A 24,356-nucleotide genomic window follows, 5' to 3' on the forward strand; every position below is an offset into this window, starting at 1 on the left:
ATGACCTTAGAGATCAATGGCCTAACCCGAAAATATGGCGACAGAGTCGCCGTGGATGACGTCTCTTTCGAGGTTCGGGACGGCAGACTCACCGGTTTCGTCGGCGCAAACGGAGCAGGCAAGACCACTGTGATGAGAATGATCCTCGGGGTACTCACGCCGAACGCGGGTCAGGTCACCAAAGACGGGGTCCCTCTAACTGAGGCGATGCGGCGCACGTTTGGATATATGCCAGAAGAACGCGGACTCTACCCGAAGATGAAGGTCCACGAGCAACTGATCTACTTCGCACAGCTCCATGGACTCTCAAAGGAGGAGTCAGCCAAGAACGCAGCTGATCTGCTGGATGTGCTTGGCCTAGCGGAGCGTGGAAACGACCCAGTCGAGACCCTCTCCCTCGGAAATCAACAGAGGGCCCAAGTGGCCGTATCGCTGGTCCACGGACCGTCGGCCCTGGTCCTAGACGAGCCGTTTTCGGGACTCGATCCGATGGCCGTCGACGTCATTCTTTCTGTACTGGAGGCAAACGCTTCCAGAGGTATTCCCGTCCTTCTTTCCTCGCACCAGTTGGACGTCGTTGAGCGTCTATGCGATGACATCGTCATCATTTCGGAGGGACGGATCGTGGCCCAGGGCAGCATCGCCGATCTGCAAAGGTTGCATTCGAAGGGACTTCACAGACTCGTGCTTCGTGGACCTGCGGACTGGCTACAAGCCCACAAAGGAGTCGAGGTGGTGGAGAACCGCGCAGACGAAGCGGCCGGAACCACGGCAGCCTTACTACGTCTTGACGAAGGTGCGCACCCGGGCATAGACCAACAGCTGCTGAGGTCCGCACTGGACGAGGGGCAGGTCCTGGCCTTTACCCCGGAAACAGTTCGCCTGTCCGCGATTTTCAAAGAGGCCGTAGCCGACAACCAGTCCGAGCCAAGCGGTAGCACCGACGAAGGAAAGAACCGATGAGCACGGTCCAAGCGCAAAGTTCCAAGATCTCGGTTTGGGAGGCGGCTTGGCTCGTCGCCAAGCGAGAGATCCTCAGTCAGGTCAGATCAAAGTCTTTTGTCATCTCAACCGTCGTAATGGTACTAATCGTCTTTGGTCTTACGGTCGTCGGCGGGATTTTTGCAGATCGCTCAGGCGAGCCGGAGCCAATTGCAGTGACCACACAGACTGCGCAGATAATCGACGGAAACCCGCTCTTGGAACAGGTACCTGTCGCCAGTTCAGAAGAGGCCATTGCTCTTGTCGAGGAGGGGGAGGTTTCGGCGGCCCTGTTGCCGAGCGAGTCACCAGCTTCCGATCCACTCGGGTTTTACATCGTAGCCAAGGAGTCGGCCCCGGAGGCGCTGACGGCGTCAGTCACGGTCGTTCCCCGCGTGGAGGTCCTAGCGCCGGATGATGAGGCCGGCTCAGACGGTTTCGACCCGATCCAGTACATCATCACTTTGGTGTTCGGGATGATCTTTCTGATGTCCGCCATGACCTACGGTTCAACGATTGCTCAGAACACGGTGGTGGAGAAGCAGACTCGAACGGTTGAAATCCTTCTCTCCGCAATCCCCGCTACGGCGCTACTGGGAGGAAAGATCCTCGGTAACTCTGTCTTAGCAATAAGCCAAACGGCTCTGATTTTGCTTTCCGGCTACGCGGGCTTACTGATCACTGGTCAGAGCGCAATCCTCTCAATGGTTTCGGCCTCCGCCCTCTGGTTCGTAATCTTCTTCATCTTCGGGTTCGTTTTGGTGGCCTCCATCTTTGCCGCGAGCGCTTCCCTCGTCTCAAGGATTGAAGACACCGGCTCAGTCCTCTCCCCCGTGATGATGCTTACGATGCTCCCGTACTTCGTGGTGATCATCTTCGGGACAAATCCGACGGTAATGGCGGTTGCCTCGTATTTTCCGTTCACCTCAACGGTTGCAATGCCGCTACGGATGGTAATGGGGTCGGTACCGCTATGGGAACCGCTGCTTTCTCTACTCGTTCTGGTTCTTAGCGACCTGCTTGTTGTGGTAATCGCCGCACGTATATACCGGGCGTCCCTGCTAAAGATGGGTCCTCGGATCAAACTGCGTGAGGCGTGGACCAGCCGCGACTAGATCCTCCGCACGCCGCAGGCAGGCCGGTTTCCATTTGTACAAGAAGGCTGCACTCGAATCAGATAGGTCCGGTCTACGGTTCCACTAGCTCTTTGGGGGTGGTAGGGCCAGGTTTGCCTCCACGGCAGGAACCGCTACTAGGGCCTATAGCCCTCATCCTCCATGCGTAGTCGGATGGTTCCTTCATTACCCGGCTTGACCGCAACCATGCCTTCGTAGAAAGCGCGGATCTTGTCCATGTCGGCTTTTACGTCTCCGGTCATCTGATACTGGGGTCCAAGACCCAGTGTCTTGTTCCGCCTGTCGTTGAATCCCAGCATGACAGGAAGACCGGTCTCCATTGCGATCCGGTAAAAACCCGACTTCCAGTAGTCGGTTTTGCTTCTGGTTCCCTCCGGCGCGATAACTAACGCCCAGGGATGTTCGCTATCGCCAGCAGACCGACGTCTCTCAATATCATCGACTATGCCCTGCACCAGCCCACCGGGATTGTCACGGTCAACCGCGACTCCCCCAAACGCCTTAACAATGGCCCCCAGGGGAGGTCTCATCGCATTGTTCTTCACCAGGAACTTGATGTCCATATCTATCGCCCAGGCGATACACACCATGTAGACCGCGTCGATATTTGCGGTGTGAGGATAGCCCACCATTATTGAGCCGTTCTTGGGGGGTTCTTCCTGAATCACCAGCTTCCACCCAGCAACAAACAGAATGGTCTTAGCAAGCGCCTTCTTGAAACCCATAGAGGTGATGCTATCTAGCAGAGCCTCCCGCGTGGGGTCATGACCACGTGCAGTAGGCAATGTGTCGTGTAGATAACGCCAATCCGAGTAGAAGGAGCACGGGCGGTCTGCGGACGTGGCCGGCCGTCCGGGTGCCGTTGTACTACCTGGTTGAGGAGCCACACCAAAAAGCATTATCGAGTGCAAAGCACCCGCTAGGCGTCCAGCGCGGTCGAGGAGCTACTCTGGATCGACGCCGAGTTCCTTACGCAGACGCGCGACGTGTCCGGTGGCCTTAACGTTGTAGTTCGCCAATTCCACCTTGCCGTCCTTACCAACAACGATTGTCGACCGGATTATGCCCGTAAAGACCTTGCCGTAGTTCTTCTTCTCGCCCCAAGTGCCGTACTCGAGCATCACAGAATGATCCGGATCGGACCCAAGGGGGAAATTTAGTTCCTGGTTCGATTTGAACTTCTCAAGCGACGACATTGAATCCGCGCTGATTCCGATGACCGAGTACCCAGCGCCCTTCAGTGAGTTCAGGTTGTCCCTGAAGTCGCACGCCTCTTTTGTACAACCGGGAGTGTTTGCCTTCGGATAGAAGTAGACGATTACTCCCCTGTCGCTTGAAGCGAGCATCTGGTCCAGGCTCAGTTCACCGTCTGTGGTCAAAATAGTAAATCCGGGGGCGGTATCGCCCACGCCAAGTTTATTCTCTGTTGACATAGCTACATGTTGCCACGAGAAGCCGAGTCACTAAACAACAGTTGCCTCGATCGGAGGACGGCAAGTACTCTGGGTCCTTTTCGAATCATTCACGACCACATAGAGAGCCACTCCATAGAGAGCCAGTCCGAGAAAGATCATGATCTACGGCCTACTGAGGCATTGAATCAGACCTAACACATAAACTGATCACGGTCTCAACAACATAGGAGAGTGTCGTGCCAGTAATCCTGCAAGTGACCATGAAAGTGGATGTGGCATATGCGCGGGCGATTTTCACTCCCGCTGAGGCGGCTAAGCGCGCGGGTATCCCGGGAATGCAGTGGAAAATCTGGGCGGCAGACCCTTTCGAAAATGAAGCGACCGGTATCTACCTTTTCACCGACCGTCAAGCTGCAGAAGCTAGGGCTACCGAGGCAGTCCCACTATTGCGCCAAACTGCGGGAATCCGCTCCGTCCACGCGCAGATATTTGAGGTGTGGGAAGACAACTCAAGGATGACTAACGCACCGATTGACTAGCGCCTGCTTGGCATCCCAACTAAAGCCGGGCATCTCAGCCCTTCGAAAGTCACCACATACTCGCGTCGGCCAACCGTTCCACTGAAGTCCGATGGTGTTTGCCGATCGCGGCCCCGCCACGGCCGCTCGCGTCATGCAACGCGCGTCGCTTCTTGGGTTGGTGTCAGTCGCATCCCGGGGAACGCCGAACAGTTTTGTGGAGCAATGGCGCACTCATAAAGCTCGATCAGTTTCCTGGTCAGTTCACTCTGCCGATACGAGACGGGGGTAGCGGGAAGGACCTGCGACAGCCCCATTGTGAGCCGCTGCGACAGGTCCCTTATTGCGGATGCCAGTTCGCGAATGGATGAGTCTCTTGTTTTCGTTACCCACGCCGAAGGCAGATCGTCCGCCACGTCAGGATCACGAACCAGGACAGGTGTGCCGACCGAGATCGCCTCGTAAACCGTAAGCCCTTGAGTCTCGAAGCCCAGGGAACTCTGCAGAACGGCATCAGCTTCACGCATTGCGTCAATCACTTCGCTGTGCGATACCGGACCGAAAAACCTCACCCGATTAGCAATCCCCAATGAGACAGACAGATCACGACACCGGTGCTCGTCACGTCCCGATCCATACACGTGCAGTTCGGTTGGAGTGTCCTCCAATGCCAATGCCTCGATGACCTCGTGCAACCGCTTTTCCTCGCTGATTCGACCGGCCCAAAGTAGAACTTGAGGCCCATTGCTGCGGGCACACCTCCTGGGAATGGCATCAATCAGCTCATCATCGACGCCCGTGGGAATGACGTGAAGAGGCACTTGCACGCCATAGCCCTCCAAATCACGAGCGAAGTGGGCGCTGGGCACAACGACTCGGTCGGCTGCCGCTGCGAATGATCTCACGTAGCTCGCAATATCCCACACCCGATCCCCTCCCATGAGCTTCTCCTGCATCTTGAACAAAAGCTGAAACGCCAGACGGGCAAATGGAACGGCCGCTGGTAATCCCAACTCCACGTTTGTGTGCATGGTATGGACAACGGGAATCCCGTGCCGGCGAGCAAAACGGTAGCCGTTCCACGCACCCCAGACATCGGCTTGGACATGAACTACATCAACGGGTGGAAGCGCCGAAAAACCCTGATCAACCGCGCGGTCGTGAGCTGGGCCCGCGAGACAGAACGCATGATCGCCCACCTGCACCGACCGTAACAACACATCCGATGGACGCGAATGCATCGGCGAAGGTTGAACCCGGGAGTTTGGCGCACAGATTGTCACCCTATGCCCCGCGGATTCCAAATACTTGCGCTGTAACCCCAAGGACACTTGAAGTCCCCCTAGTGTTGCCGGGTGCTGATCACTGAAAAACGCGATGTGCATGGTTCGGACTCTCTCTGTTTGGTGGTTGAATCAGTAAGGAGTTGTCGTTGCCCAACGTGACCAGGAGCGCGTCGCATTCCCTGGCATCCAACGACGCCGGCGAGTGCCATAGCACCGAACGCCACAAACAAGACTGCCGCGACCGGAGTAAGTAGGGTCTCTCGCAGAACGACTGTTCCTATCGTTGCCGCAGTGAAGGTATCGACAGTGGTAACCGTGGCCACAACCGTCGGTGTTGGGAGCACGCTGTGGGCACGTTGCAACAAAACATTGGAAAGTGCACCCCCGCCGAGGATCGACACGATGGAAACGAGGGCCAGCGGTGAGCTCAGGACACTGGTCAAGCCGCCGTGAACGACCATGTCTGTCAGAACCTTCAACACCGCCGTAATCGATCCAAAACCCACGCAGCCAATCACAAGAGCCATGTGCGTTGTGCGCGGCTTTTGGTGACGGTCGACCCTGAGAGCAACCGCAGTGCAGAGGGCCGTAATCATCTGAATCAGTGCCACAGGCAGTAGTTGGCTACCAACGCCATCGGCAGTCCGAACCCCTGGGTTGGCAGTCACAACCATGATGAACCCAACTGTTCCACCCAGGCACACGACGACAGACCACACCATGTAGTTGCTTAGTCGGACACGGCCCGTGATCCCTGAGTACAACGCGCTCGCGGCGACCGCGACCACACTCATCGCCTGCACGGCGCTCACGGGAGCCAAAGCTAGAGCAATGAAGTTGGTGCAGATCGCGCCACCCAACAGTGCAAGACCCAACAGCCATTGTGGGCTTAGTCCGTATTGCCGCCAGTTTCCCTGGGCTCTGTGAACTGCCGTGGACTGGAGTTCAGAACCTGCCGCCACAGTGAGCGCACCGCAAAGAGCCACCGCCAACCCCAACACAACACCAGCGGACGGCAAACCGGCAAGGATCGGATCGCTCAACACCTTTCAAGGTTACGAATGTGTAATAGACGCAAACAATGGGGATTTCCCCCGGTTCTTGCGGGGGAAATCCCTTGCCCACCCTGAGACGGACGCAGTTTCGCTCTATGTCGTGGCTACTTCTGCTTCTATGCAAACCGCTTCGACAAGATCGCTCACGGCTCAAGCCTCGGCGATCCCAAAGCGATCAGCAACAAGCATCCTGCCGCTGCCATAATTGTGGGTTATCCCTTGAAAGTCGGTTTGGCCCCGAACTGAGAATCAGGTTCGCATTGTTCTAGCGTGGATTCGCTTCGTTTGGACCCTGTCGGTTCTCTGCTGTGTCGCGCCCTGTGTCACACTACTTCATGAGGGCTTAGAAACACTGGAACAACAAGCTTTGTTTGGTGCGCCCGGGGAGACTTGAACTCCCACGTCCTAAGACACTAGAACCTAAATCTAGCGCGTCTGCCAATTCCGCCACGGGCGCTTCGGTCGATAGCATCGGGATCACCGCACCACCGACCAACAAACGAGTTTAGCCTGTTCCGCCGCCCTAACGGGACTGTGCGGACGTGTGACCTTTCACTGTCACCTCTGGCGGCCTTGAACCACGGGACGCACCCTCTATTGTTGATTCGGCAACGACCCGCGAACCACGGTAGAGGACAAGGGACTGCCCCGCCGCCACTCCCCTAATCGGCTCTGCGAGATCCACAGTGAGATTTCCCGAGTTCAGGTGAACGTCACTGACCACGGACGGTACGCCATGAGCCCTAATCTGTACGGTCAGCACCTCAGAGGGAACCTGATTCAGACCGCGCTCGCCCATCGTTCGACCAAATGACTCCTGTGCCTCGTAATCAACCGTCAGATCGGCAGGATCTACATATAGGACCGGGGCAGCTCCGACCAATCGATCCACACTGAGCAGTGTGCCCGCCCCCACAACAACTGTGTTGGTCTTGGGGTCGGTCGAAAGAACGTACCTAGGCTTGCCATCCGCGGCCGGATTCCCAAGGTTGAGGCCCTTCCGCTGCCCGACCGTGAACTGGTAGGAACCCCGGTGCTCACCGACAACCTCGCCGTCTGTATCAATGATCTTTCCAGGCTTGTCTCCAAGGTTGCTCCGTAGGAACCCCGCCGTATCACCGTCGGGAATAAAGCAGATGTCGTATGAGTCCGGCTTGTTCGAAACTCCGAGTCCGCGTATCTCTGCCTGCTGGCGGACCCACGCTTTGTTCGGGGCATCCCCGAGCGGCAGAATCACTCGTTCCAGTTCGTCCTTTCCCATAACGGCCAGCACGTAGGACTGATCCTTAGCCTCATCCAAACCGCGGTGTAGTTCGGGCCCACCCAAACCATCAATCCGGCGCGCGTAATGCCCGGTGCACACCGCGTCAAACCCCAGTGCCCGGGCACGCTCAGCCAGTTCCCGGAACTTCACGAACTCATTGCAACGAACGCAGGGATTAGGGGTGTGTCCGGCGCGATACTCGGAAAGAAAATCGGTGATAACACGATCCTCAAACTCCTCGGACAAGTCCCACACGTAAAACGGGATGCCCATTATCTCCGCAGCACGCGCCGCGTCCTCCGAGTCCTCAAGCGAACAGCAACCGCGCGCACCAAGTCTGCACGACTGTGGTGACTGGGACAGCGCCATGTGAACGGCAGTCACATCGTGTCCTGCTTCGAGAGCGAGGGCGGCCGCAACCGCAGAGTCAACTCCTCCCGAAAGCGCCGCTAGTACCCTCATCTCACCCTGCCTTCCGCTTCTAGAGCATCCAGTTTCTGCGCGGCCGCGACCGCACCCGGAAGCGCACGAATCAGCGCATCTACGTCGTGGGAGGAGGAATCTCGTCCAAACGATACCCGCAAAACTCCGAGTGCCTCGTCCTCTGATCGCCCCATACTAAGCAACACCTGACTGGGCCGAGTAACCCCGGCGTGGCAGGCTGATCCAGCCGAAGCAAGGATTCCAGCCCGGTCAAGTTCCAGAAGCACCGCCTCGGGATGCCTGGTCGACATCGAGAGGTGAACGATGGATGGGACCGACTCAGCCAGTTCCGTCATTCGAACATTCTCGGGAAGGTTCTTAGCCAGTTGTTCTCTTAGGGCAAGGTGCTTGACACTGCGTTCTTCTATTTGGGACACAGCCTCCTCGGCCGCTACCGCAAGCGCAACTGCCCCCGCCACGTCCTGAGTTCCAGAGCGAATCGTCCGCTCCTGTCCTCCCCCGGGCCGATCAGTCACGATCTTCACGCCACGTTTGACCAGCAGAGCACCCGTTCCAACCGGCGCACCAAACTTGTGTCCACCAATCGTCATGAGGTCAAGACCCAGACCTTGAAAATCGAGTGCGAGGTTACCCACTGCCTGAGTCGCATCGGAGTGAACAAGAAATTTCTTCTGCTTCCCCAGCCGAACCAGGTCGGGCACAGGCTGGATGACGCCGGTCTCTGAGCAGACCATGGCCAGGCTCGCCAGCGTCGTGGCCGGCCCGAGCGAACCCGGCTCAAGGAGGGCTCTCCCATCACGGGTCGTCGGAAGAACCTTCCATTCAATACCCGCGGCCTCGGCTCTTTCCCCGCCCTCGGCAACCGCCGGGTGCTCGATTCCTGAGACAACGATTCGCCCGGAAACCCCCTCATCGGTAACTATCGAACTATCCCGCCCGCCAAGAGCTGCACCAATGATGCCCAGTGCCGCTGACTCCGTTGCCCCTGAAGTAAAGATGACTTCAGCACGATCTGCTCCAAGGGCTGATGCGAGCCGTTCACGGGCGTCCTCAAGCATCCGTTTTGCGCCCCGCCCCCCGGCGTGAACCGCATTCGGGTTGCCGGGTCGATCCGCAAGGGTACGGGTAACATCGAGCCACGCCGCGAGCGCGCACTCTCGAATCGGCGTGGTCGCGGCGTGGTCCAAATAGACGGGCTGCTCGGGCATGTTCGAAGCTATGACCTCACACGCTAGAGGTTTAGTGCCTCAAGGGCCTGCGGCACCACCTCGTTCAGGTCCCCAACGACGGCAAAGTCCGCAATCTCCAGAATCGGCGCATCGGGATCGTCAACCACGGCGACGATCTTTTCCGATGCCAGCATCCCGCAGGTGTGGTGCACGGCTCCGGAGACGCCAAGACCCAGGTACAACTTCGGGGCGATCGAGACACCCGTCTGGCCTATCTGAGTGCTACGTGGGAGCCAGCCCTCGTCACAGACCACCCGGGTCGCCCCTATAGCAGCGCCCAGAGCGTCAGCCAGGTGCTCAACGAGGGAAACATCCCCGTCGATTCCTCTTCCAGCGACAACGGCGACGTCGGCATCTCCGAGAGGAACGCGAGCGCCCGCTGGCTGCTTCTGGGACGAGACAACGCGGACCGCGGCAGATCCCCTAGAGAGCTCAAATGAAAGTGGTTCAGCCTTCGTTGCACCTCCGGCCATGACCTTTGCGTCATCCTGTGGGCCAACTCCGGGGCGGACCGCCAATACGGGCGTACCCTCATCGGCGGCAACTGTGGTGATCCACGTACCGGCGAGCGCCGACTTGCGACCGGTGAGGATTCCCTCCTCCACCTCGACCGAAGCGATATCCACAGCTGCCCCAATCCCCTGGCGGGCGGCGAACATCGCGCCCGCGCCTCGGCCAAGGTAAGTCGAGCTAAGCAAGACCGCCCCCAGGTCGGCCCCGAGCGAAGTCACAGCAGAAGCGAGCGCATCAGCGACTCCACCGGGAACGCGCGGAGAAAATCCCTCTGCCCGCCCGACAAAAACTCGGTCAGCCCCGAGAGCCGCAAGCTCAGCAACATCAGATTCGACGAAAGAAAGTACAACCACGGGTCCGTCAGTCAGAGTCGAGGCGAGAGCCAGGAGCTTCCCAGATGCCGCCGCCAGCGAGCCGTCGGGTTCGTGGTCCACCTGAACTAGAAGTGCGCTAGTAAGTTTGTTGCTCATTCGTCAATCACTCCAGCCGTGCGTAGATAGTCTGCTAGGCGTGCTCCGCCGTCGCCCGAGTCCGTCACAATGACTCCGACTTCACGTTCAACCGGCTGCGAAGCAATGACACGAACTGCCGCGAGGCCCTTTTCCCGTGCTCTCGGGAGCAGTTGCTGGCCATGGTCAAATCCGGCTAGGTCCTGAAGACCCAGCGTTTCCAACGGTTTAGAACGGGCTGCCCGCAGGTCTTTGAAGCTCGGGTAACGCGGTTCGTTGATCTGATCAGTGACACTAACAACCACTGGGACCAGGGCCGTGAGTTCGTCTTCCCATCCGTCGGCGCTGCGCTTGGCTGTAACCACCATGTCATCATCGACTTGAAGTTCTGATGCAAGATCAAGCAGAGGCCAGTCCAGGTTCGCAGCAATGCCGGGGGCGACCATTGATGTCATCCCATCCAGGCTTGCCATCCCCGTTATCACCATGTCGACTGGTTCATCCTTGGTCAGCATCTCAACTACTGCGGCAAGAACGGCTGCTGTTGCGGGAGCGTCACTGCCTTCCAACAGTTCATCGCTCACCAAAATCCCCTGGTCTGCACCCATTTGCAGGGCCCGCATGACCGCGTCCTCTGCGTCTTCAGGCCCCATGGTCACGGCAATAACCTCGCCGCCGCGATCTTCGACCAGAGTTACAGCGGCCTCCACCGCGTACTCATCCAGTTCGTTGAGGACATCGTCTTCGCCGCGAACAACTCGACTGTCCTCAAGGCGCCGGTCGGAGTCTCCGTCTGGCACCTGCTTGACACAAACAACAATTCTCATGTGATCAAGCTTGCCACGGAGCGGCAAATGCGGGACCGTGAGATTTGGCGCGTGACCAGTCAATAGTCCGCCGTACAAACCTCCTTTGGTGCAAACTAGGAGAGTTGTTGTATTCGGCGAAGGCTGTGCTTTCTGCCCTCTACCTAGACCATCGGATCGAGCGAACCATGCCTGAGACTTCCCTGAGTCGACCTAACGACGCGGTGCTTCAGCCGTCGTCAGAGCGCGTGCACAGGGCCAATCCCAACCCTTCGCGAATCGGTGTTTACCAGAGCGACGGCGGACTGGATATCTCCGTGGTTGCGCCGCACGCAACAGCGGTGGACTTCTGCGTTCGGGTCAGTGACGGTGAGACACCGCGTGAACAGCGCTGGACCCTGGACGGACCCGTCGAGGGCATCTGGCACGGACACGTCGATGGACTGGGCGAAGGAACCATTTATGGATTCCGCGCATTTGGACCCTGGGATCCTGACGGCGGTCTCTACTACAACCCGGCCAAGCTATTGCTGGACCCATACGGTCGCGGGATTGAGGGCCTACCAGATGTCACCCCTGCGCTCTATGCCCACCACGTTGACCACGAACTCTATCCGGCCACCTACCCCCTCGCCCAGTCCAACTTGAACTCCGCACTGGTCGCGCCCTATTCAGTGGTGGTTGGAAACCACTTCCAGCCCCCCAGAGGACCAAGGATTTCGGTTAACGAATCCGTGGTCTATGAACTCCACGTCAAGGGATTCACCAAGAACCTTCCGGGTGTTCCAGAGGCACTGCGCGGCACCTATGCGGGACTGGCTCACCCGGCTACCATCGAACACCTGCGGGGCCTGGGAATCACCACACTCGAACTTCTCCCTGTTCACGCAAAGATGGACGAAACCTTCCTGACGGACCGTGGACTCACCAACTATTGGGGTTACTCAACGCTGTCGTTCTTCTCGCCTGAACCCTCTTACGCGACAAAAAGAGCCCAGGACGAGGGTGCGCAGGCAGTGGTGAACGAGTTCCGCGGAATGGTAGAACTACTGCACAAGGCTGGTTTCGAGGTAATTCTTGACGTGGTCTACAACCACACTTGCGAGGGCGGGGACGGCGGTCCGACCGTCTCATGGCGTGGGCTTGACTCCCTGATGTACTACCGCAGGATGCCGGATCGACCCCGGACCATGACCGATGACACCGGCTGCGGAAACACCGTGAACTTCTCAGAGCAGCGCGTGGTTCAGATGACCCTCGACTCGCTGCGTTACTGGGTAACCGAGATGGGGGTAGACGGGTTCCGATTCGATCTTGCGACCACTCTGGGGCGCCTCGATACCGGATACACGCCGTACCATCCCTTCCTGATCGCGGCTGGAGCCGACCCCGTCCTACGCGACGTGAAACTGATCGCTGAACCATGGGACCTCGGATTGGGAGGGTGGCAGACCGGAAACTACCCCATCCCGTTCCTGGACTGGAACGACCATTTTCGCGACTCAGTTCGCAAGTTCTGGCTGACCGATTTTCAACAGATGTCTGCGGGGCGTCCGGTCTCTGGTCCAACAGACTTGGCGACGCGACTGTCCGGCTCAACCGACCTCTACTGGCGTGACGGCGGACGCCGGGGTCCAGGTGCCTCGGTCAACTTCGTGACGGCCCACGACGGGTTCACAATGGCCGACCTTACGATGTACGACCACCAGCACAACATCGCCAACCTCGAAGACAACCGGGACGGGACCAGTAACAACCACTCGTGGAACCACGGGATCGAAGGATCGAGTGGAACTAGCGGAATGAACCTCGATATTCCAGACGCCGAGGGCTTGGTAGAGGATCTCGAATACGCCCGCGAGCGATCCCGGCGCAACCTTATGACGACCATGCTGGTCTCTGCTGGCACCCCGATGATTGTCGCGGGCGATGAGTTCAGCCGAACCCAGTTTGGCAACAATAACGCCTACTGCCAGGACTCACCGATCTCCTGGGTCGATTGGGAACTTAGCAAGGGTCAGCGACACATGCTTGAGACCACCTCGTACCTTCTCAGTCTTCGTAGAATGCATCCGGTGTTACGTCCACCGGTATTCGCCGACGGACAGATTGCAGACGGCGATGTGATCGAGGATGTGGCCTGGTTCAACCGTGATGCCGCCGCGATCCCGTCGGACGGTTGGTCAGACGCTTGGAACCGCGTCTTTCAGATGCGCCGCAGCGGACTTGAGTACGAGGACAGGGACGCTCTAGTGGTGTTCAACGGCACGATGGCCGTCGCGGAGGTAAATCTGCCCGAGAACCGAGGTCAGAACTGGGCTCTGGTTATGGACACCTCCTGGCCCAGACCAAAACTTGGCGGCATCACCAGTAGCGGAAGTGCCGTGGACGAGGGCGAGGTAACGCGGCCCGGTGAATCCTTCCAGATGGAGCCACAGTCCATGAGCGTTTATTTGTCTACTCCGCGCGAGAGTTAGGATCCTTTCATGCCCGAAACAGAAATGACACAGGATCAGAACGCGGAGAACGAAGTACAAGACGTTGCTTCCGCTGCAGCCAAAACCGCTGCGGATAAGGTGGCCGACTCAGTCAGTACGGCTTCCGTACGCCGAGCAATCGAACGATCACGTGAAATCGAGGAACAGATCGATCTAGATCCCTCGCAGTTCCGTATGCTCACTGGTGCCCGACCCACCGGGAATCTGCACGTGGGCCATTACTTTGGAACGCTGATGAATTGGGTTGGCCTGCAGAATCGCGGGGTTGAGACATGGACCCTAATCGCTGACTACCAGGTAATTACCGACCGTGACGGCGTTGGCCCGCTCAAGGAACGCGTCTACGGATTGGTCACCGACTACCTGGCTTGCGGAATCGACCCTGAAAAGACAACAATCTTCACCCACTCAGCAGTTCCCGCTCTAAATCAGCTGATGATCCCGTTCCTCTCACTGGTGACGGAGTCTGAACTGAACCGCAACCCCACGGTAAAGGCGGAGCTTGAGGCCAGCGGTGGCCGGGCTCTTTCGGGCCTGTTGCTCACCTACCCGGTGCACCAGGCGACTGACATTCTCTTCTGCAAGGCCAACATTGTTCCGGTGGGACAAGATCAGCTTCCCCATATCGAGTTGACCAGGCAGATCGCCTCACGCTTCGACCGGCGCTACGGTCGAGCCGAGAAAGATGCTCCGGTGTTCCGTCGCCCCGATGCGCTTTTGTCCGAGGCGCCGCTGATTCTTGGAACTGACGGCGAAAAAATGGCGAAGTCGAGGGGCAATACCATTGAGATCGGTTTCACCGCCGATGAGACTGCACGTGTTCTGAAGAAGGCCAAAACCGACTCCGAGCGGGTAATTACCTATGACCCGGCGGGTCGCCCCGAGGTTTCAAACCTGCTGATGTTGGCCGCTCTCGCATCTGACTCTGACCCCGAGACGATCGCCGGAGAGATCGGCGATGGCGGGGCCGGAAAGCTGAAGGCACTAGTTACCGAAGCAGTGAATGAGGCTCTGGCCCCGGTCCGTGCGCGTCGTCGGGATCTAGCTGCGGACGCCACATACATCCATGAAGTCCTTGCCGCTGGAAATGAGAAGGCGAACGAGGAAGCGGACCGAACCCTAAACGAGGTGCGCCAGGCCATGCAGATGGTTTACTAGCGACTGAACCCCCGCGAGACCTGTAACTACTACCTACCCAGTTCGCAGCATCGGTGGCATGTCAAGACGAGTTGCTCTTCGCGACGTGGTCAGTTGCTAAATGGCCTTGCGAACTCAAGTTGAAAGTGACATGCGATGCATCCGGATAAGTCTGTGGCGTGTTGGGCTCAAGCGGTCAGTTCGCCTAGAAAACCAACAAGCTGGGTAGTCCGTCCTGCAGGGCCGTCGATATCTACTATGGTTCGGCGATGATCCCCTCGGAATCCGCGTCCCACCCGTTTCCGCAGGTACCTATACCCGCGGAGCTATTGGCAGTCGCCGATGGTCCGATTGAACTGGTTTGGCTAAATGACGCAGGCGGATACACGGCTCGTGTCGATGGAGTCGTCAGCCTTGGAGCCGGGAGCTACTACGTGAAGTGGAACCCGAGGGATACGGGGCTGTCCCTCGCCACCGAAGCCAAGCGGATGGAGTGGCTTGCGACCACCGACCATCCCACGGCGCGAGTGGTCGACTTTCGCGACTCGGCGCAGGGGGAACTACTAATCTCCGAGGATCTTGGGGCAACTTCCGCGGTGTTTCCAGAGTGGGTGCGCCAGCCAGATATCGCTCTACGAGCAATCGCAGAAGGACTACGCAGGCTCCACCGCCTACCGCCAGACGGTTGCCCCTTTTCGTGGTCCGCAGAAAGCCGTCTGGACTCGATTACCAATGAAGAAACTCGGGAGAGACTCAGCGATGTCCCTCCCATCGATAGGCTGGTGGTCTGCCACGGGGATGCCTGCGCTCCGAACACCCTAGTGAACCGGGACGGAAGTTTCGCGGCGACAATCGACTTGGAAAATCTCGGGGTTGCTGATCGATGGGCCGATCTCGCTGTGACGATAATGTCCCTCGACTGGAACTATCCGCAGTATGACCAGAAGGTGTTCTGGGAAACCTACGGCGTCGAACCCGACTTGGAGCGTATGGCCTACTATCGAGCCCTCTGGGATGCGGAATAACGCAGACAGTGAGAAGCGGCGCAGAAAGCAAATAGATTCCTTCCACCGAGCGCTCCTAGTTGAATATCTGCAACAGTGGCCCACAAGCCCCGGCTCTCAACACGAGTTCAAGCGAATACCGGCCACACCGGCGGATAATCCCCACCCAAACCCGCACCCAGAGCAGCTCCAAGGCCAAGTATCCGCCACAGTGGCCCATATTCGTTGCCAGGGCCCGCTCTAGAACTACAGGGGGTTTCTTCTGCGGTACTCGAAGGCCACAACCGCCACCGCCGCGCCGAGATTCAGCGAGTCGACCGCCATATTGAACGGGATCTTCACCAGCTTCTCGCAGGCGGAAATGAGATGGTCACTGAGTCCCTCACCCTCGTTTCCAAACATTAGGACAGAAGAGCTGGGAAGAACCGCGCTCCACAAATTCTCTTCCGCACCGCCCGAAGTTCCGACCAAAACTCGCTGGGTTGAGGAGACCCAACCGAGCATTTCTTCTTCAGTACAACTCACGATCGGTACCCCGAAGACTGATCCCATTGAGGCACGTAGAGACTCATAACTGTAGGGATCAACGTGGCTTCCAGTCAGAACCAAACCGCCGAGTCCGGCCGCCTCGCAAGTTCGCGCAATCGCCCCAGCATTTCTAGGGTTGCTAACACGGTCGAGGACAACAACCGGGATGTCCCTAGGCAGGTCACCGAGAGAACGCCTCTGCGCAGTTGCGACAAACGCCGCACCTGATCGCATATCTCGACGCGAAACTTTTTCAAACAAGGCTTCGGGAACCCGAAAGCATCGCACCTGGGAGGCATCCAATAAGTCAGCAAGATCCTTCGGCAACAGGTCGGCGCTCTCCTCGGAGAATACAACGTAATCAACCGTCATGTCTGAGGCCAACGCGCGGGTCAATAGCTGAAGACCCTCCCCGGCGAACATGGAATTTTCCCGGCCCGATTTGCGTCCGCGTAAAAGTGCGCGAATCTCTTTGATCCTCGGGTTCGAAGCGGACGAAATATCAAGAAAAGAAGGCACAACTCCATTGTGCCCGAGGATCGCCGATGACCTCTACCTCTGGCATTTTCAAACGGTGACGACCGAGTCAACCACGAATCAGCCAGGAACGCGCATCTGTACTGCGTCCCAACAACAGTCGAAGTCACCGGAACGCTCCTTGGCATGGTCATGCCTCTTCACCCTCAACTGTTGGGACGTTCGTCCTAGATAACTATTCGGGCACAACCACCCTTTGCCGCCAAACGTCTGTTGACACCACAAACTTCGACGCTAGCCTGGAAAAGCACGATCTAGGACCTAGGTCGTTTTTCCCACACATCGACAAACGATGTTGGTGTTGGTCAAAATGCAATGGAGGGTCAATGAAGCACATGACCATGAAACGTGTTGCCGCACTCGGTGCGGTAGCAACGCTCGGACTAGCCGCAGGATGCTCCAGCGGCACCACTGGGACCGAGTCTGAATCCAACGGCGCGGAATCGGGAACCACTGACGAAGGGAACTCAACGGATGACGGCTCCCTCGACCTTTCGGGGCAGACGCTCAATGTCGTTGCGTCCTGGTCCGGTGATGAACAAGCAAACTTCGAAGCCGTCTTGGCAAAGTTTGCTGATGACACCGGCGCGACTGTCAACTACACCAGCTTTGGTGACAACGGCCCGACCTACATCCAAGGACAGCTGGAGGGCGGAACGCCACCTAACGTCGCGATGATTCCCCAACCTGCCCTGCTTGAGTCCCTGGCTAAGAACGGGGATATCAAGCCGGTCAGCGCCGAGACCAAATCCGAGGTAGAGAAGAACTACGGTCAAAGTTGGGTTGATTTAGGCTCCGTTGACGGAGAACTCTACGGTGTCTGGTTCAAGGCGGCCAACAAGTCAACCGTCTGGTACAACAAGGACATTTACGACGGTGCTGGCGCGAGCGTTCCCACCGATTGGGATTCGTTCCTTGAGCAACTTCAAGTCGTCACCGACTCGGGCTACAGCGGGATCTCAGTCGGCGCGGACGTGGGGTGGCCGCTCACCGACTGGTTCGAGAATGTCTATCTTCGTACCGCAGGCGGTGAGAAGTACGACCAGTTAACGAACCACGAGATTCCTTGGACTGACGCCTCAGTCGCCGAGGCCCTGGAGGTTATGGCGACCCTCTGGAGCTCCGATGTGCTACAGCCCGGCGGCGCACAGCGCACTTTCCCTGAGTCCGTTACCGAGGTCTTCGGAGCTGATCCACAGGCAGGAACGGTGTACGAGGGCGACTTCGTCGCAGGCAATATCTCCGACGACGGCAACTCAACGGTCGGTGAAAACGCACTGTTCTACGACTTCCCAGCAATCAACGGCTCCGATCCGGCCGTCGTTGGTGGAGGTGACGTCGCGATCCAGTTCGTCGATGACGAGGCAACAAACGCGCTTATGGCCTATCTCGCCTCGCCAGCTGCCGCGGAGGTCTGGGTCCCTAAGGGTGGATTGACTTCGCCAAACAAGGCAGTTGACACCTCGCTGTACCCGGATGACATCGCCCGCCAGATAGCGGAGGCACTGACGAGCGCAGAGACTTTCCGCTTCGATATGTCTGACCTGACACCCTCAGCCTTCGGTGGAACCCCCGGCCAGGGATTCTGGCAGGAAATGATCTCGTTCTACGAGAACCCTTCTGATATCCAGGGAACCATGGACCGACTTGAGGCGGCAGCCAAGGCGGCCTACGCAGAGTAGCCACCTTCCACTGAACAATCAGTAACCCCGGTGGGGCCTCGCCGCCCGAGCGGCGCGGCCCCACTTCCATCCACAAGACTTTCGAGGGGTAAGTCGACAATGAATGTCGAGACTGTCCAGACAACTTCACCAAGTGTCCCTGCGTCATCTCAGGTCAAAAAAACTAGATCTAGATCTGGGTCTGGGAGGAAGTTCCTACTCACCGCCAGCTTCTTACTTCCGGCTCTTATCGTGCTTGGTGCACTCGTCGTGTACCCGATCATCTTTACCGTCATCCGCTCCTTTTACTCCGCCGGCGGTGACCAGATGGTCGGCTTCGACAACTACGCCAAAATGTTCACCAGTGCCTCGACCTTCCAGGCAATCAAGAACAACATCATCTGGGTTATCGTTGCTCCGCTCACCTGCACAGTTCTAGGGCTGATCTTTGCCGTTCTTATGGAGAAGATCAGCTGGAACAGCGCCTTTAAACTCATCATCTTTATGCCAATGGCGATCTCGATGCTCGCCGCCGGGGTCATCTTTAGAGGCATGTTTCAGGAGAACCCGAATCAGGGAGTGGTAAATGCCGCGATCGCGGGGATAAGTCAAGCATTCTCGGGCACAACTGCCTACCCCGGCGCCAAGGCACGGCCCGATGTTGGCATCGAACAGGACGCGGGAACCATCGCCACTTCCGAAACGGTAGCGGCTGGTAACTCTCAACTTTTCCCGCTGGTGAGCATCAAAGCCACCGAAATTCCCGAGAGCGCCGAACAGGCAGCCGAGCCCATAGCCGCGGAAGCAGATCAGATTACCGGCACAGTCTTCTCTGATGTTATTCACGGAGGAGGCGGAACGAACGGCATTATCGAAGACGGTAAGTCTGGGCTGCCGGGAATCCATGTAGACGCGGTTGCCCCCGACGGCCAGGTTGCCGCCGCCACGATAACTGATCAGACCGGCGCCTTCACGCTTTCAGGCCTAGATCCGGGAGTCGAGTACCGAGTCGCACTTCCGCCATCAAATTTCGGAGAGGGTTTCCAGGGTGTCTCCTGGCTTGGACCATCCCTCATAAACCTGGTCGTCATCCTCAGCTATGTATGGATTTGGGCCGGATTCGCAATGGTCATGATCTCGTCAGGAATGTCAGCCATCGATCGATCCCTCCTGGAAGCAGCCCGCGTTGACGGAGCCTCAGAATGGAAGGTCTTCACCCGGATCACCGTGCCGCTGCTGGCGCCCGTTTTGACAGTCGTTTTTATCACTCTGGTCATCAATGTCCTAAAGATCTTTGACCTCGTCTACGTCATTCCACCGGGCGCTTCGAAACCCGCCGCCAACGTAATCGCCGTTGAAATGTGGACCGTTTCATTCGGTGGAGGGAACAACCAGGGGCTGGGCTCGGCACTGGCAATACTGCTTCTGTTACTTGTCCTCCCGGCGATGATCATGAACATCAAACGGTTCCGAGAGGAGGGACGTGGATGAGCGTCGAAACGACTGCTGTCCCCCTAGACACGCCCACGGTGAAGTCTGAGCCTTTGAACTCGCGAATCAGCCGGATTCTGTCCTCATCCCTGGTAAATATCATTCTGGCTCTAGTCGCCGTTTTCTGGCTCGTTCCCAGCTTCGGCCTGTTGATCACCTCGCTCCGTAGTTCGGGCGACAATGCGGCTTCCGGCTGGTGGACCGTGTTTACCAAGCCTGCCGAACTAACCTTGGCCAACTACCAGAATCTGCTGAGTAATCCCACAATCACCGGATCGTTCTGGAACACGATTGTTATCACCGTCCCTTCTACGATCCTGGTTGTGCTGATCGCGGCCCTTGCCGCTTACGGCCTCGCCTTCATTGATTTCCCCGGACGCGACTGGCTACTGATCCTGATCATCGCTTTAATGGCGGTGCCGGTACAGGTTGCATTGATCCCTCTGGCTCGTCTATTCGGCACCCTGGGGATCTTTGGATCCGTCATAGGCGTGATCCTGTTTCACGTGGGGTTTGGGCTGCCGTTCGCGATCTTCCTGCTTCGAAACTTCTTCTTGCAAGTACCAAGGGAATTACTTGAGGCCGCACGAATTGACGGTGCGGGCGAATGGCGCACCTTTTTCCAGGTCGTGCTACCTCTCGGGTTGCCAGCAATCGCTTCCCTCGCTATTTTCCAGTTCCTCTGGGTGTGGAATGACATGCTCGTTGCACTGATTTTCACCAATTCGAATTCGATGCCACTCACCGTCGCGATCCAGTCCCAGCTACGGCAATTTTCCGCGAACATCGATGTGTTGGCCTCTGGAGCCTTCCTCTCGATGACCGTTCCGCTCATCGTGTTCTTCGCATTCCAGCGCTACTTCGTCCAGGCTCTTCTTGCGGGAGCGCAAAAGTAGAGATAACGTCGAAGCCGCTGATTGGAGGCCCTCCCCTTGACGACAGACCAGACGCTAATGACCGAACTGGAAACCGGGCGAGTGACGGCCCTGTTGTTTGATCTGGACGGGGTCCTTACTCCTACCTCAGATCTGCACCGCATGGCTTGGCGTCAACTTTTTGAGCCGTTTCTGGAAGAACTCGGCGCATCTCCATACTCAGAGGACGACTACTACCGATACCTCGACGGGAAGCAGCGGATGGATGGAGTCGCATCTCTGCTTCGCTCCAGAGAAATCGAACTAGCATGGGGCGGCCCGGACGAGGCGCTTGCTGTGGGCGAGGCGAGTGTATGGTCACTGGCCGAACAAAAGAACGCAGAGTTCAACTCCATCCTGGCTGACCGTGGGGTTCAGCCATACCCGGGGTCGCTAGCGCTGCTTGAATACGTGCAAAAATTTCCAGGAGTGCGTAGCGCGGTGGTTTCCTCCTCCAAGAATGCCCCTGAAATTTTGCGTATCTCGGGGCTCGATCGATTCTTTGATGCGGTCGTTGATGGCACCTACGCCGCGGAGCATGGACTGCCGGGAAAACCCAGCGCCGACACGTTTTTGCGTGCCGCCGAGTTGCTCGACTCATCCCCTGCTCAGTCAGTGGTTTTCGAGGATGCAGTCTCCGGCGTTGAGGCCGGGAGCGCTGGCAGTTTTCGGGAGGTTATCGGCGTTGATCGAGGGGCCGGCTCCGAAGTGCTCCGGCGTGCTGGAGCAACAGTCGTGGTTGATGACTTAGGAAACCTGCTTCCAGAACACAAGGGCGGTGCGTAGTGGATGAAACGACCGGAGCGGAAGAAGCTGGCAAACTACTCAGCGCTGGAGACGAGTGGACCATTGAAGTCCACGACCAAACCCAGATTACGAGCGCGGTCTCTGCCTCTCTCATGGCAATCTCCAACGGCTACCTCGGAATGCGCGGAGACATTGGGCTTCGGCTAGACGACAACGCCGAGCGCGCCACTATCCTCGCTGGATTCCACGAAACCTGGCCAATAGTCCACGCGGAAAATGCCTACGGCTTCGCCCGAACAGGGCAGACACTACTCACTTTCCCTGACGCGACCGGGTTCAAGGTATTCGTTGACGGGGTCCGCATCGACCTTGAGCAAGGACACATCGAAGAGGTCGACCGTCGCTTGAACATGCACCAGGGGATCGTTTACTCGACGATCCTTTGGAAGAGTGCCCACGGACGGCGTATCCGCTTCACTGAAAGGGTCGCGGTTTCCATAACCAATCAGTCGCTCGCCGCCTTCGAACTAAACGTAGAGTCCGTGGACGGGCCGGCACACGTACGAATAACCTCAATCGTCGAAGAGTCAGCCGAGGAACCGACAGAACCCGGAGCGGAGCGCCTGGCCGAAGTCACGGGCATGTCTGATCCGCGTGTCGGAGCTGCCGGTGCTGCAGCGTTCCTAACGGTCATGTACCGCGATAACTCGGACGGAGAGGGATCGGTCGTCTTCCGTACTGAGCGCTCCAAGATGCTCGCCGCGCTCGCGTACACGCACCGAGCTTCCGTCCGTGAAGGTGGACAAGAGGCAAACGTAGAAATCGAGATCTCTGAAGGCCACGACGGCATGGCCGTTCTGACACATTTCGACGCCGACCTTAACGGCAACCAATCGCTGACTGTCTCCAAGGGTCTCGCATACACACGAACCGAGGTACTTGGCGAGGGCTCTGGCTGGCAACCTCGTGGCGTGGCCGAGGTCTCTCAGACAGTGGCTGAGCGAGTCCAGGCGATCCTGGATCGCAGTCGTGACGAACTGGCCGAGTACACAAAACTTGGCGCGGAACACTTCTTCGATACTCAGGCCACGAACTTCGAGGCGATCTGGGACAACCACGATGTAAGGCTTGAGGGTGACCCCAGCGCACAGAAGGCTCTCCGTTGGACCATCTTTCACCTGATCCAAGCAAGTCAACTGTTGGATGGCACCAGCATCGGCGTCAAGGGCCTGACCGGAACTGGGTACGACGGCCACTACTTTTGGGACACCGAAGTCTATGTACTTCCCGGCCTTATCTTCACCGCACCGGAGTCGGCTCGTCAGGCACTCCATTACAGATACTTGCTACTGGACGCGGCAAGGAATCGCGCCCAGATCATGAGCCAGAAGGGTGCGTTATTCCCCTGGCGCACTATCAACGGGCATGAGGCGTCCGCCTACTATCCGGCTGGCACCGCGCAGTATCATATCGACGCCGACATTGCCTACGCGGTTGACCAGTACACCCGCGTCACGGATGATACGGAGTTCCTCGCCAAGGAGGGCTTCGAAATCCTGGTTGAGACTGCCAGACTCTGGGTGGATCTTGGATTCTGGGATGAGGACCAAAATCTAGATGAGGATGAACGCGAGTTCCACATCTTCGGCGTCACCGGACCGGACGAGTACACGGCCGTGGTCGATGACAACTTTTATACCAACGTGATGGCGCGGATAAATCTGCGCAACCTGCTCTATTGGGCGTCCTGGCTAGACCGTAACAGGCACAGGGATTACGTGGACCTGCGCGAACGCTTGGACATCAGCGATGAAGAAATGACCGAGTTCCGCCGCGTCGAACAGCGAATTCATATTCCATTCGACCAAGACCTCGGTGTTCATGCCCAGGACCGAAGCTTTCTCAGTAAACCGAAATGGAAGTTCGACTCAGTTCCCCGGGAGAACTACCCGCTTCTTCTCAACTACCATCCGCTGGTGATCTACCGTCATCAGGTGTTGAAGCAGGCTGACGTGGTCTTGGCCCTGCATCTGTCAGGTGAGGAGTTCTCGCTAGAGCAAAGGCGGGCCGACTTCGAGTACTACGATCCGCTTACTACGGGAGACTCCTCACTGTCCGCAGCATCCCAAGCGATAGTTGCCTCCGATGTGGGTTACACGGAACTGGCGCTCGACTACTTCGAACGCGCGCTCTACGTCGACCTAGCCGACCTGCATGGTAACTCAAATTTGGGTCTGCACCTCGCCTCCCTCGGGGGAGTCTGGTCTGCTGCAGTTATGGGATTTGGCGGTGTACGACTGAACGATAACCGCCTCACGGTCAACCCCAGTCTTCCCCCGCAGTGGGATTCGCTGCGGTTCCGGCTCAAGTATCACGGTCAGTGGATAACCGTCACAGCAAAGCGTGATTCTGTAGAGGTCACCTTGGACGAGGAGTCTGCGAGCGAACTTTCCATGGTGATCGGCAACCGCCCATTCTCGCTGCTCCCTGGAAGAACGGTTGATGTGAGACTACGCCCCGAGGACCTCTCAGCAGAGGACTCAGAAGAGCCGATGGGTAGATTTGCCGACCTTGAGCCGCTTGAGCTTCCGGCGGGCGAGGATCAAGACCCAGCGGACCACGAAGTCGTGCTTGACATACCAGACCAAACCTGGATCGGTCCGCCCTACGTGCGAAACTGACTGGGTTTCTTCTTCTAGCACGCCCCAACCACGGCCGGTCAGCCATGTCTGCCACGCACTGA

20 protein-coding genes and 1 tRNA gene are annotated in these 24,356 nt (G+C 57.8%); 11 read left to right on the forward strand and 10 right to left on the reverse strand.

Annotation, left to right across the window (positions count from 1 at the left end; translation table 11 throughout):
* Positions 1-963: an ATP-binding cassette domain-containing protein gene (locus U6G28_00130; GenBank protein WRS30138.1), complete on the forward strand. Its 963-nt coding sequence runs from the start codon at positions 1-3 to the stop codon at positions 961-963.
* Positions 960-2,096 (forward strand): ABC transporter permease, encoded by a 1,137-nt coding sequence (locus U6G28_00135; GenBank protein ID WRS30139.1) that lies wholly within the window; start codon positions 960-962, stop codon positions 2,094-2,096. Before U6G28_00130 ends, U6G28_00135 begins: the two co-directional genes overlap by 4 nt.
* Positions 2,097-2,233: 137 nt before the next feature.
* Here U6G28_00135 and U6G28_00140 read toward each other — a convergent pair whose 3' ends face one another.
* Both U6G28_00140 and U6G28_00145 read right to left on the reverse strand, forming a co-directional pair.
* Complete coding sequence (locus tag U6G28_00140; protein WRS30140.1) at positions 2,234-2,842, reverse strand: 1-acyl-sn-glycerol-3-phosphate acyltransferase; 609 nt, start codon at positions 2,840-2,842, stop codon at positions 2,234-2,236.
* A gap of 219 nt (positions 2,843-3,061) precedes the next feature.
* Complete coding sequence (locus U6G28_00145) at positions 3,062-3,550, reverse strand: peroxiredoxin (GenBank protein ID WRS30141.1); 489 nt, start codon at positions 3,548-3,550, stop codon at positions 3,062-3,064.
* A gap of 218 nt (positions 3,551-3,768) precedes the next feature.
* On the opposite strand from U6G28_00145, the gene U6G28_00150 reads away from it, so the two are divergent.
* Positions 3,769-4,071 carry a YdhR family protein gene (locus U6G28_00150; protein WRS30142.1) on the forward strand — a complete coding sequence of 101 codons (303 nt, stop codon included), beginning with the start codon at positions 3,769-3,771 and terminating at the stop codon, positions 4,069-4,071.
* A 131-nt stretch (positions 4,072-4,202) separates the two neighbouring features.
* On the opposite strand, the gene U6G28_00155 is transcribed toward U6G28_00150, so the two are convergent.
* The 7 genes from U6G28_00155 to U6G28_00185 all read right to left on the reverse strand — a co-directional run bounded on the left by U6G28_00155 (position 4,203) and on the right by U6G28_00185 (position 11,117).
* The gene (locus tag U6G28_00155; protein ID WRS30143.1) at positions 4,203-5,435 is read right to left on the reverse strand and encodes a glycosyltransferase; all 1,233 of its coding nucleotides are present in this window, start codon (positions 5,433-5,435) and stop codon (positions 4,203-4,205) included.
* Complete coding sequence (locus U6G28_00160; GenBank protein ID WRS30144.1) at positions 5,393-6,382, reverse strand: hypothetical protein; 990 nt, start codon at positions 6,380-6,382, stop codon at positions 5,393-5,395. Before U6G28_00160 ends, U6G28_00155 begins: the two co-directional genes overlap by 43 nt.
* A gap of 381 nt (positions 6,383-6,763) precedes the next feature.
* Positions 6,764-6,848, reverse strand: a tRNA-Leu gene (locus U6G28_00165).
* A gap of 66 nt (positions 6,849-6,914) precedes the next feature.
* A complete protein-coding gene (gene mnmA, locus U6G28_00170) occupies positions 6,915-8,117 on the reverse strand; it encodes a tRNA 2-thiouridine(34) synthase MnmA (protein WRS30145.1) in 1,203 nt (400 codons plus the stop codon).
* Positions 8,114-9,307, reverse strand: a complete 1,194-nt coding sequence (locus tag U6G28_00175) for a cysteine desulfurase family protein (protein ID WRS30146.1) — start codon at positions 9,305-9,307, stop codon at positions 8,114-8,116. Before U6G28_00175 ends, mnmA begins: the two co-directional genes overlap by 4 nt.
* A gap of 23 nt (positions 9,308-9,330) precedes the next feature.
* Complete coding sequence (locus U6G28_00180) at positions 9,331-10,311, reverse strand: electron transfer flavoprotein subunit alpha/FixB family protein (protein WRS30147.1); 981 nt, start codon at positions 10,309-10,311, stop codon at positions 9,331-9,333.
* Positions 10,308-11,117 (reverse strand): electron transfer flavoprotein subunit beta/FixA family protein, encoded by an 810-nt coding sequence (locus tag U6G28_00185; protein ID WRS30148.1) that lies wholly within the window; start codon positions 11,115-11,117, stop codon positions 10,308-10,310. Before U6G28_00185 ends, U6G28_00180 begins: the two co-directional genes overlap by 4 nt.
* A 107-nt stretch (positions 11,118-11,224) precedes the next feature.
* On the opposite strand from U6G28_00185, the gene glgX reads away from it, so the two are divergent.
* From glgX to U6G28_00200, 3 genes are all read left to right on the forward strand, one after another.
* Positions 11,225-13,573 carry a glycogen debranching protein GlgX gene (glgX, locus tag U6G28_00190; GenBank protein ID WRS30149.1) on the forward strand — a complete coding sequence of 783 codons (2,349 nt, stop codon included), beginning with the start codon at positions 11,225-11,227 and terminating at the stop codon, positions 13,571-13,573.
* Between the two features lie 24 nt (positions 13,574-13,597).
* Positions 13,598-14,752: a tryptophan--tRNA ligase gene (trpS, locus tag U6G28_00195; protein WRS31252.1), complete on the forward strand. Its 1,155-nt coding sequence runs from the start codon at positions 13,598-13,600 to the stop codon at positions 14,750-14,752.
* Between the two features lie 248 nt (positions 14,753-15,000).
* Positions 15,001-15,756, forward strand: a complete 756-nt coding sequence (locus U6G28_00200; GenBank protein ID WRS30150.1) for an aminoglycoside 3'-phosphotransferase — start codon at positions 15,001-15,003, stop codon at positions 15,754-15,756.
* A gap of 225 nt (positions 15,757-15,981) precedes the next feature.
* Here U6G28_00200 and U6G28_00205 read toward each other — a convergent pair whose 3' ends face one another.
* Positions 15,982-16,782, reverse strand: a complete 801-nt coding sequence (locus tag U6G28_00205) for an RNA methyltransferase (GenBank protein ID WRS30151.1) — start codon at positions 16,780-16,782, stop codon at positions 15,982-15,984.
* Positions 16,783-17,126: 344 nt separating this feature from the next.
* On the opposite strand from U6G28_00205, the gene U6G28_00210 reads away from it, so the two are divergent.
* The 5 genes from U6G28_00210 to U6G28_00230 all read left to right on the forward strand — a co-directional run bounded on the left by U6G28_00210 (position 17,127) and on the right by U6G28_00230 (position 24,294).
* Complete coding sequence (locus tag U6G28_00210; GenBank protein WRS30152.1) at positions 17,127-18,482, forward strand: ABC transporter substrate-binding protein; 1,356 nt, start codon at positions 17,127-17,129, stop codon at positions 18,480-18,482.
* 231 nt (positions 18,483-18,713) lie between these two features.
* Positions 18,714-19,952 carry an ABC transporter permease subunit gene (locus U6G28_00215; GenBank protein ID WRS30153.1) on the forward strand — a complete coding sequence of 413 codons (1,239 nt, stop codon included), beginning with the start codon at positions 18,714-18,716 and terminating at the stop codon, positions 19,950-19,952.
* Positions 19,949-20,848, forward strand: a complete 900-nt coding sequence (locus U6G28_00220) for a carbohydrate ABC transporter permease (GenBank protein ID WRS30154.1) — start codon at positions 19,949-19,951, stop codon at positions 20,846-20,848. Before U6G28_00215 ends, U6G28_00220 begins: the two co-directional genes overlap by 4 nt.
* 36 nt (positions 20,849-20,884) lie before the next feature.
* Positions 20,885-21,652 carry an HAD-IA family hydrolase gene (locus U6G28_00225; protein WRS30155.1) on the forward strand — a complete coding sequence of 256 codons (768 nt, stop codon included), beginning with the start codon at positions 20,885-20,887 and terminating at the stop codon, positions 21,650-21,652.
* The gene (locus U6G28_00230; protein ID WRS30156.1) at positions 21,652-24,294 is read left to right on the forward strand and encodes a glycosyl hydrolase family 65 protein; all 2,643 of its coding nucleotides are present in this window, start codon (positions 21,652-21,654) and stop codon (positions 24,292-24,294) included. Before U6G28_00225 ends, U6G28_00230 begins: the two co-directional genes overlap by 1 nt.
* The last annotated feature ends 62 nt before the right edge of the window (positions 24,295-24,356 follow it).

Source organism: Actinomycetaceae bacterium MB13-C1-2 (assembly GCA_035621235.1).
Classification (GTDB): domain Bacteria; phylum Actinomycetota; class Actinomycetes; order Actinomycetales; family Actinomycetaceae; genus Scrofimicrobium.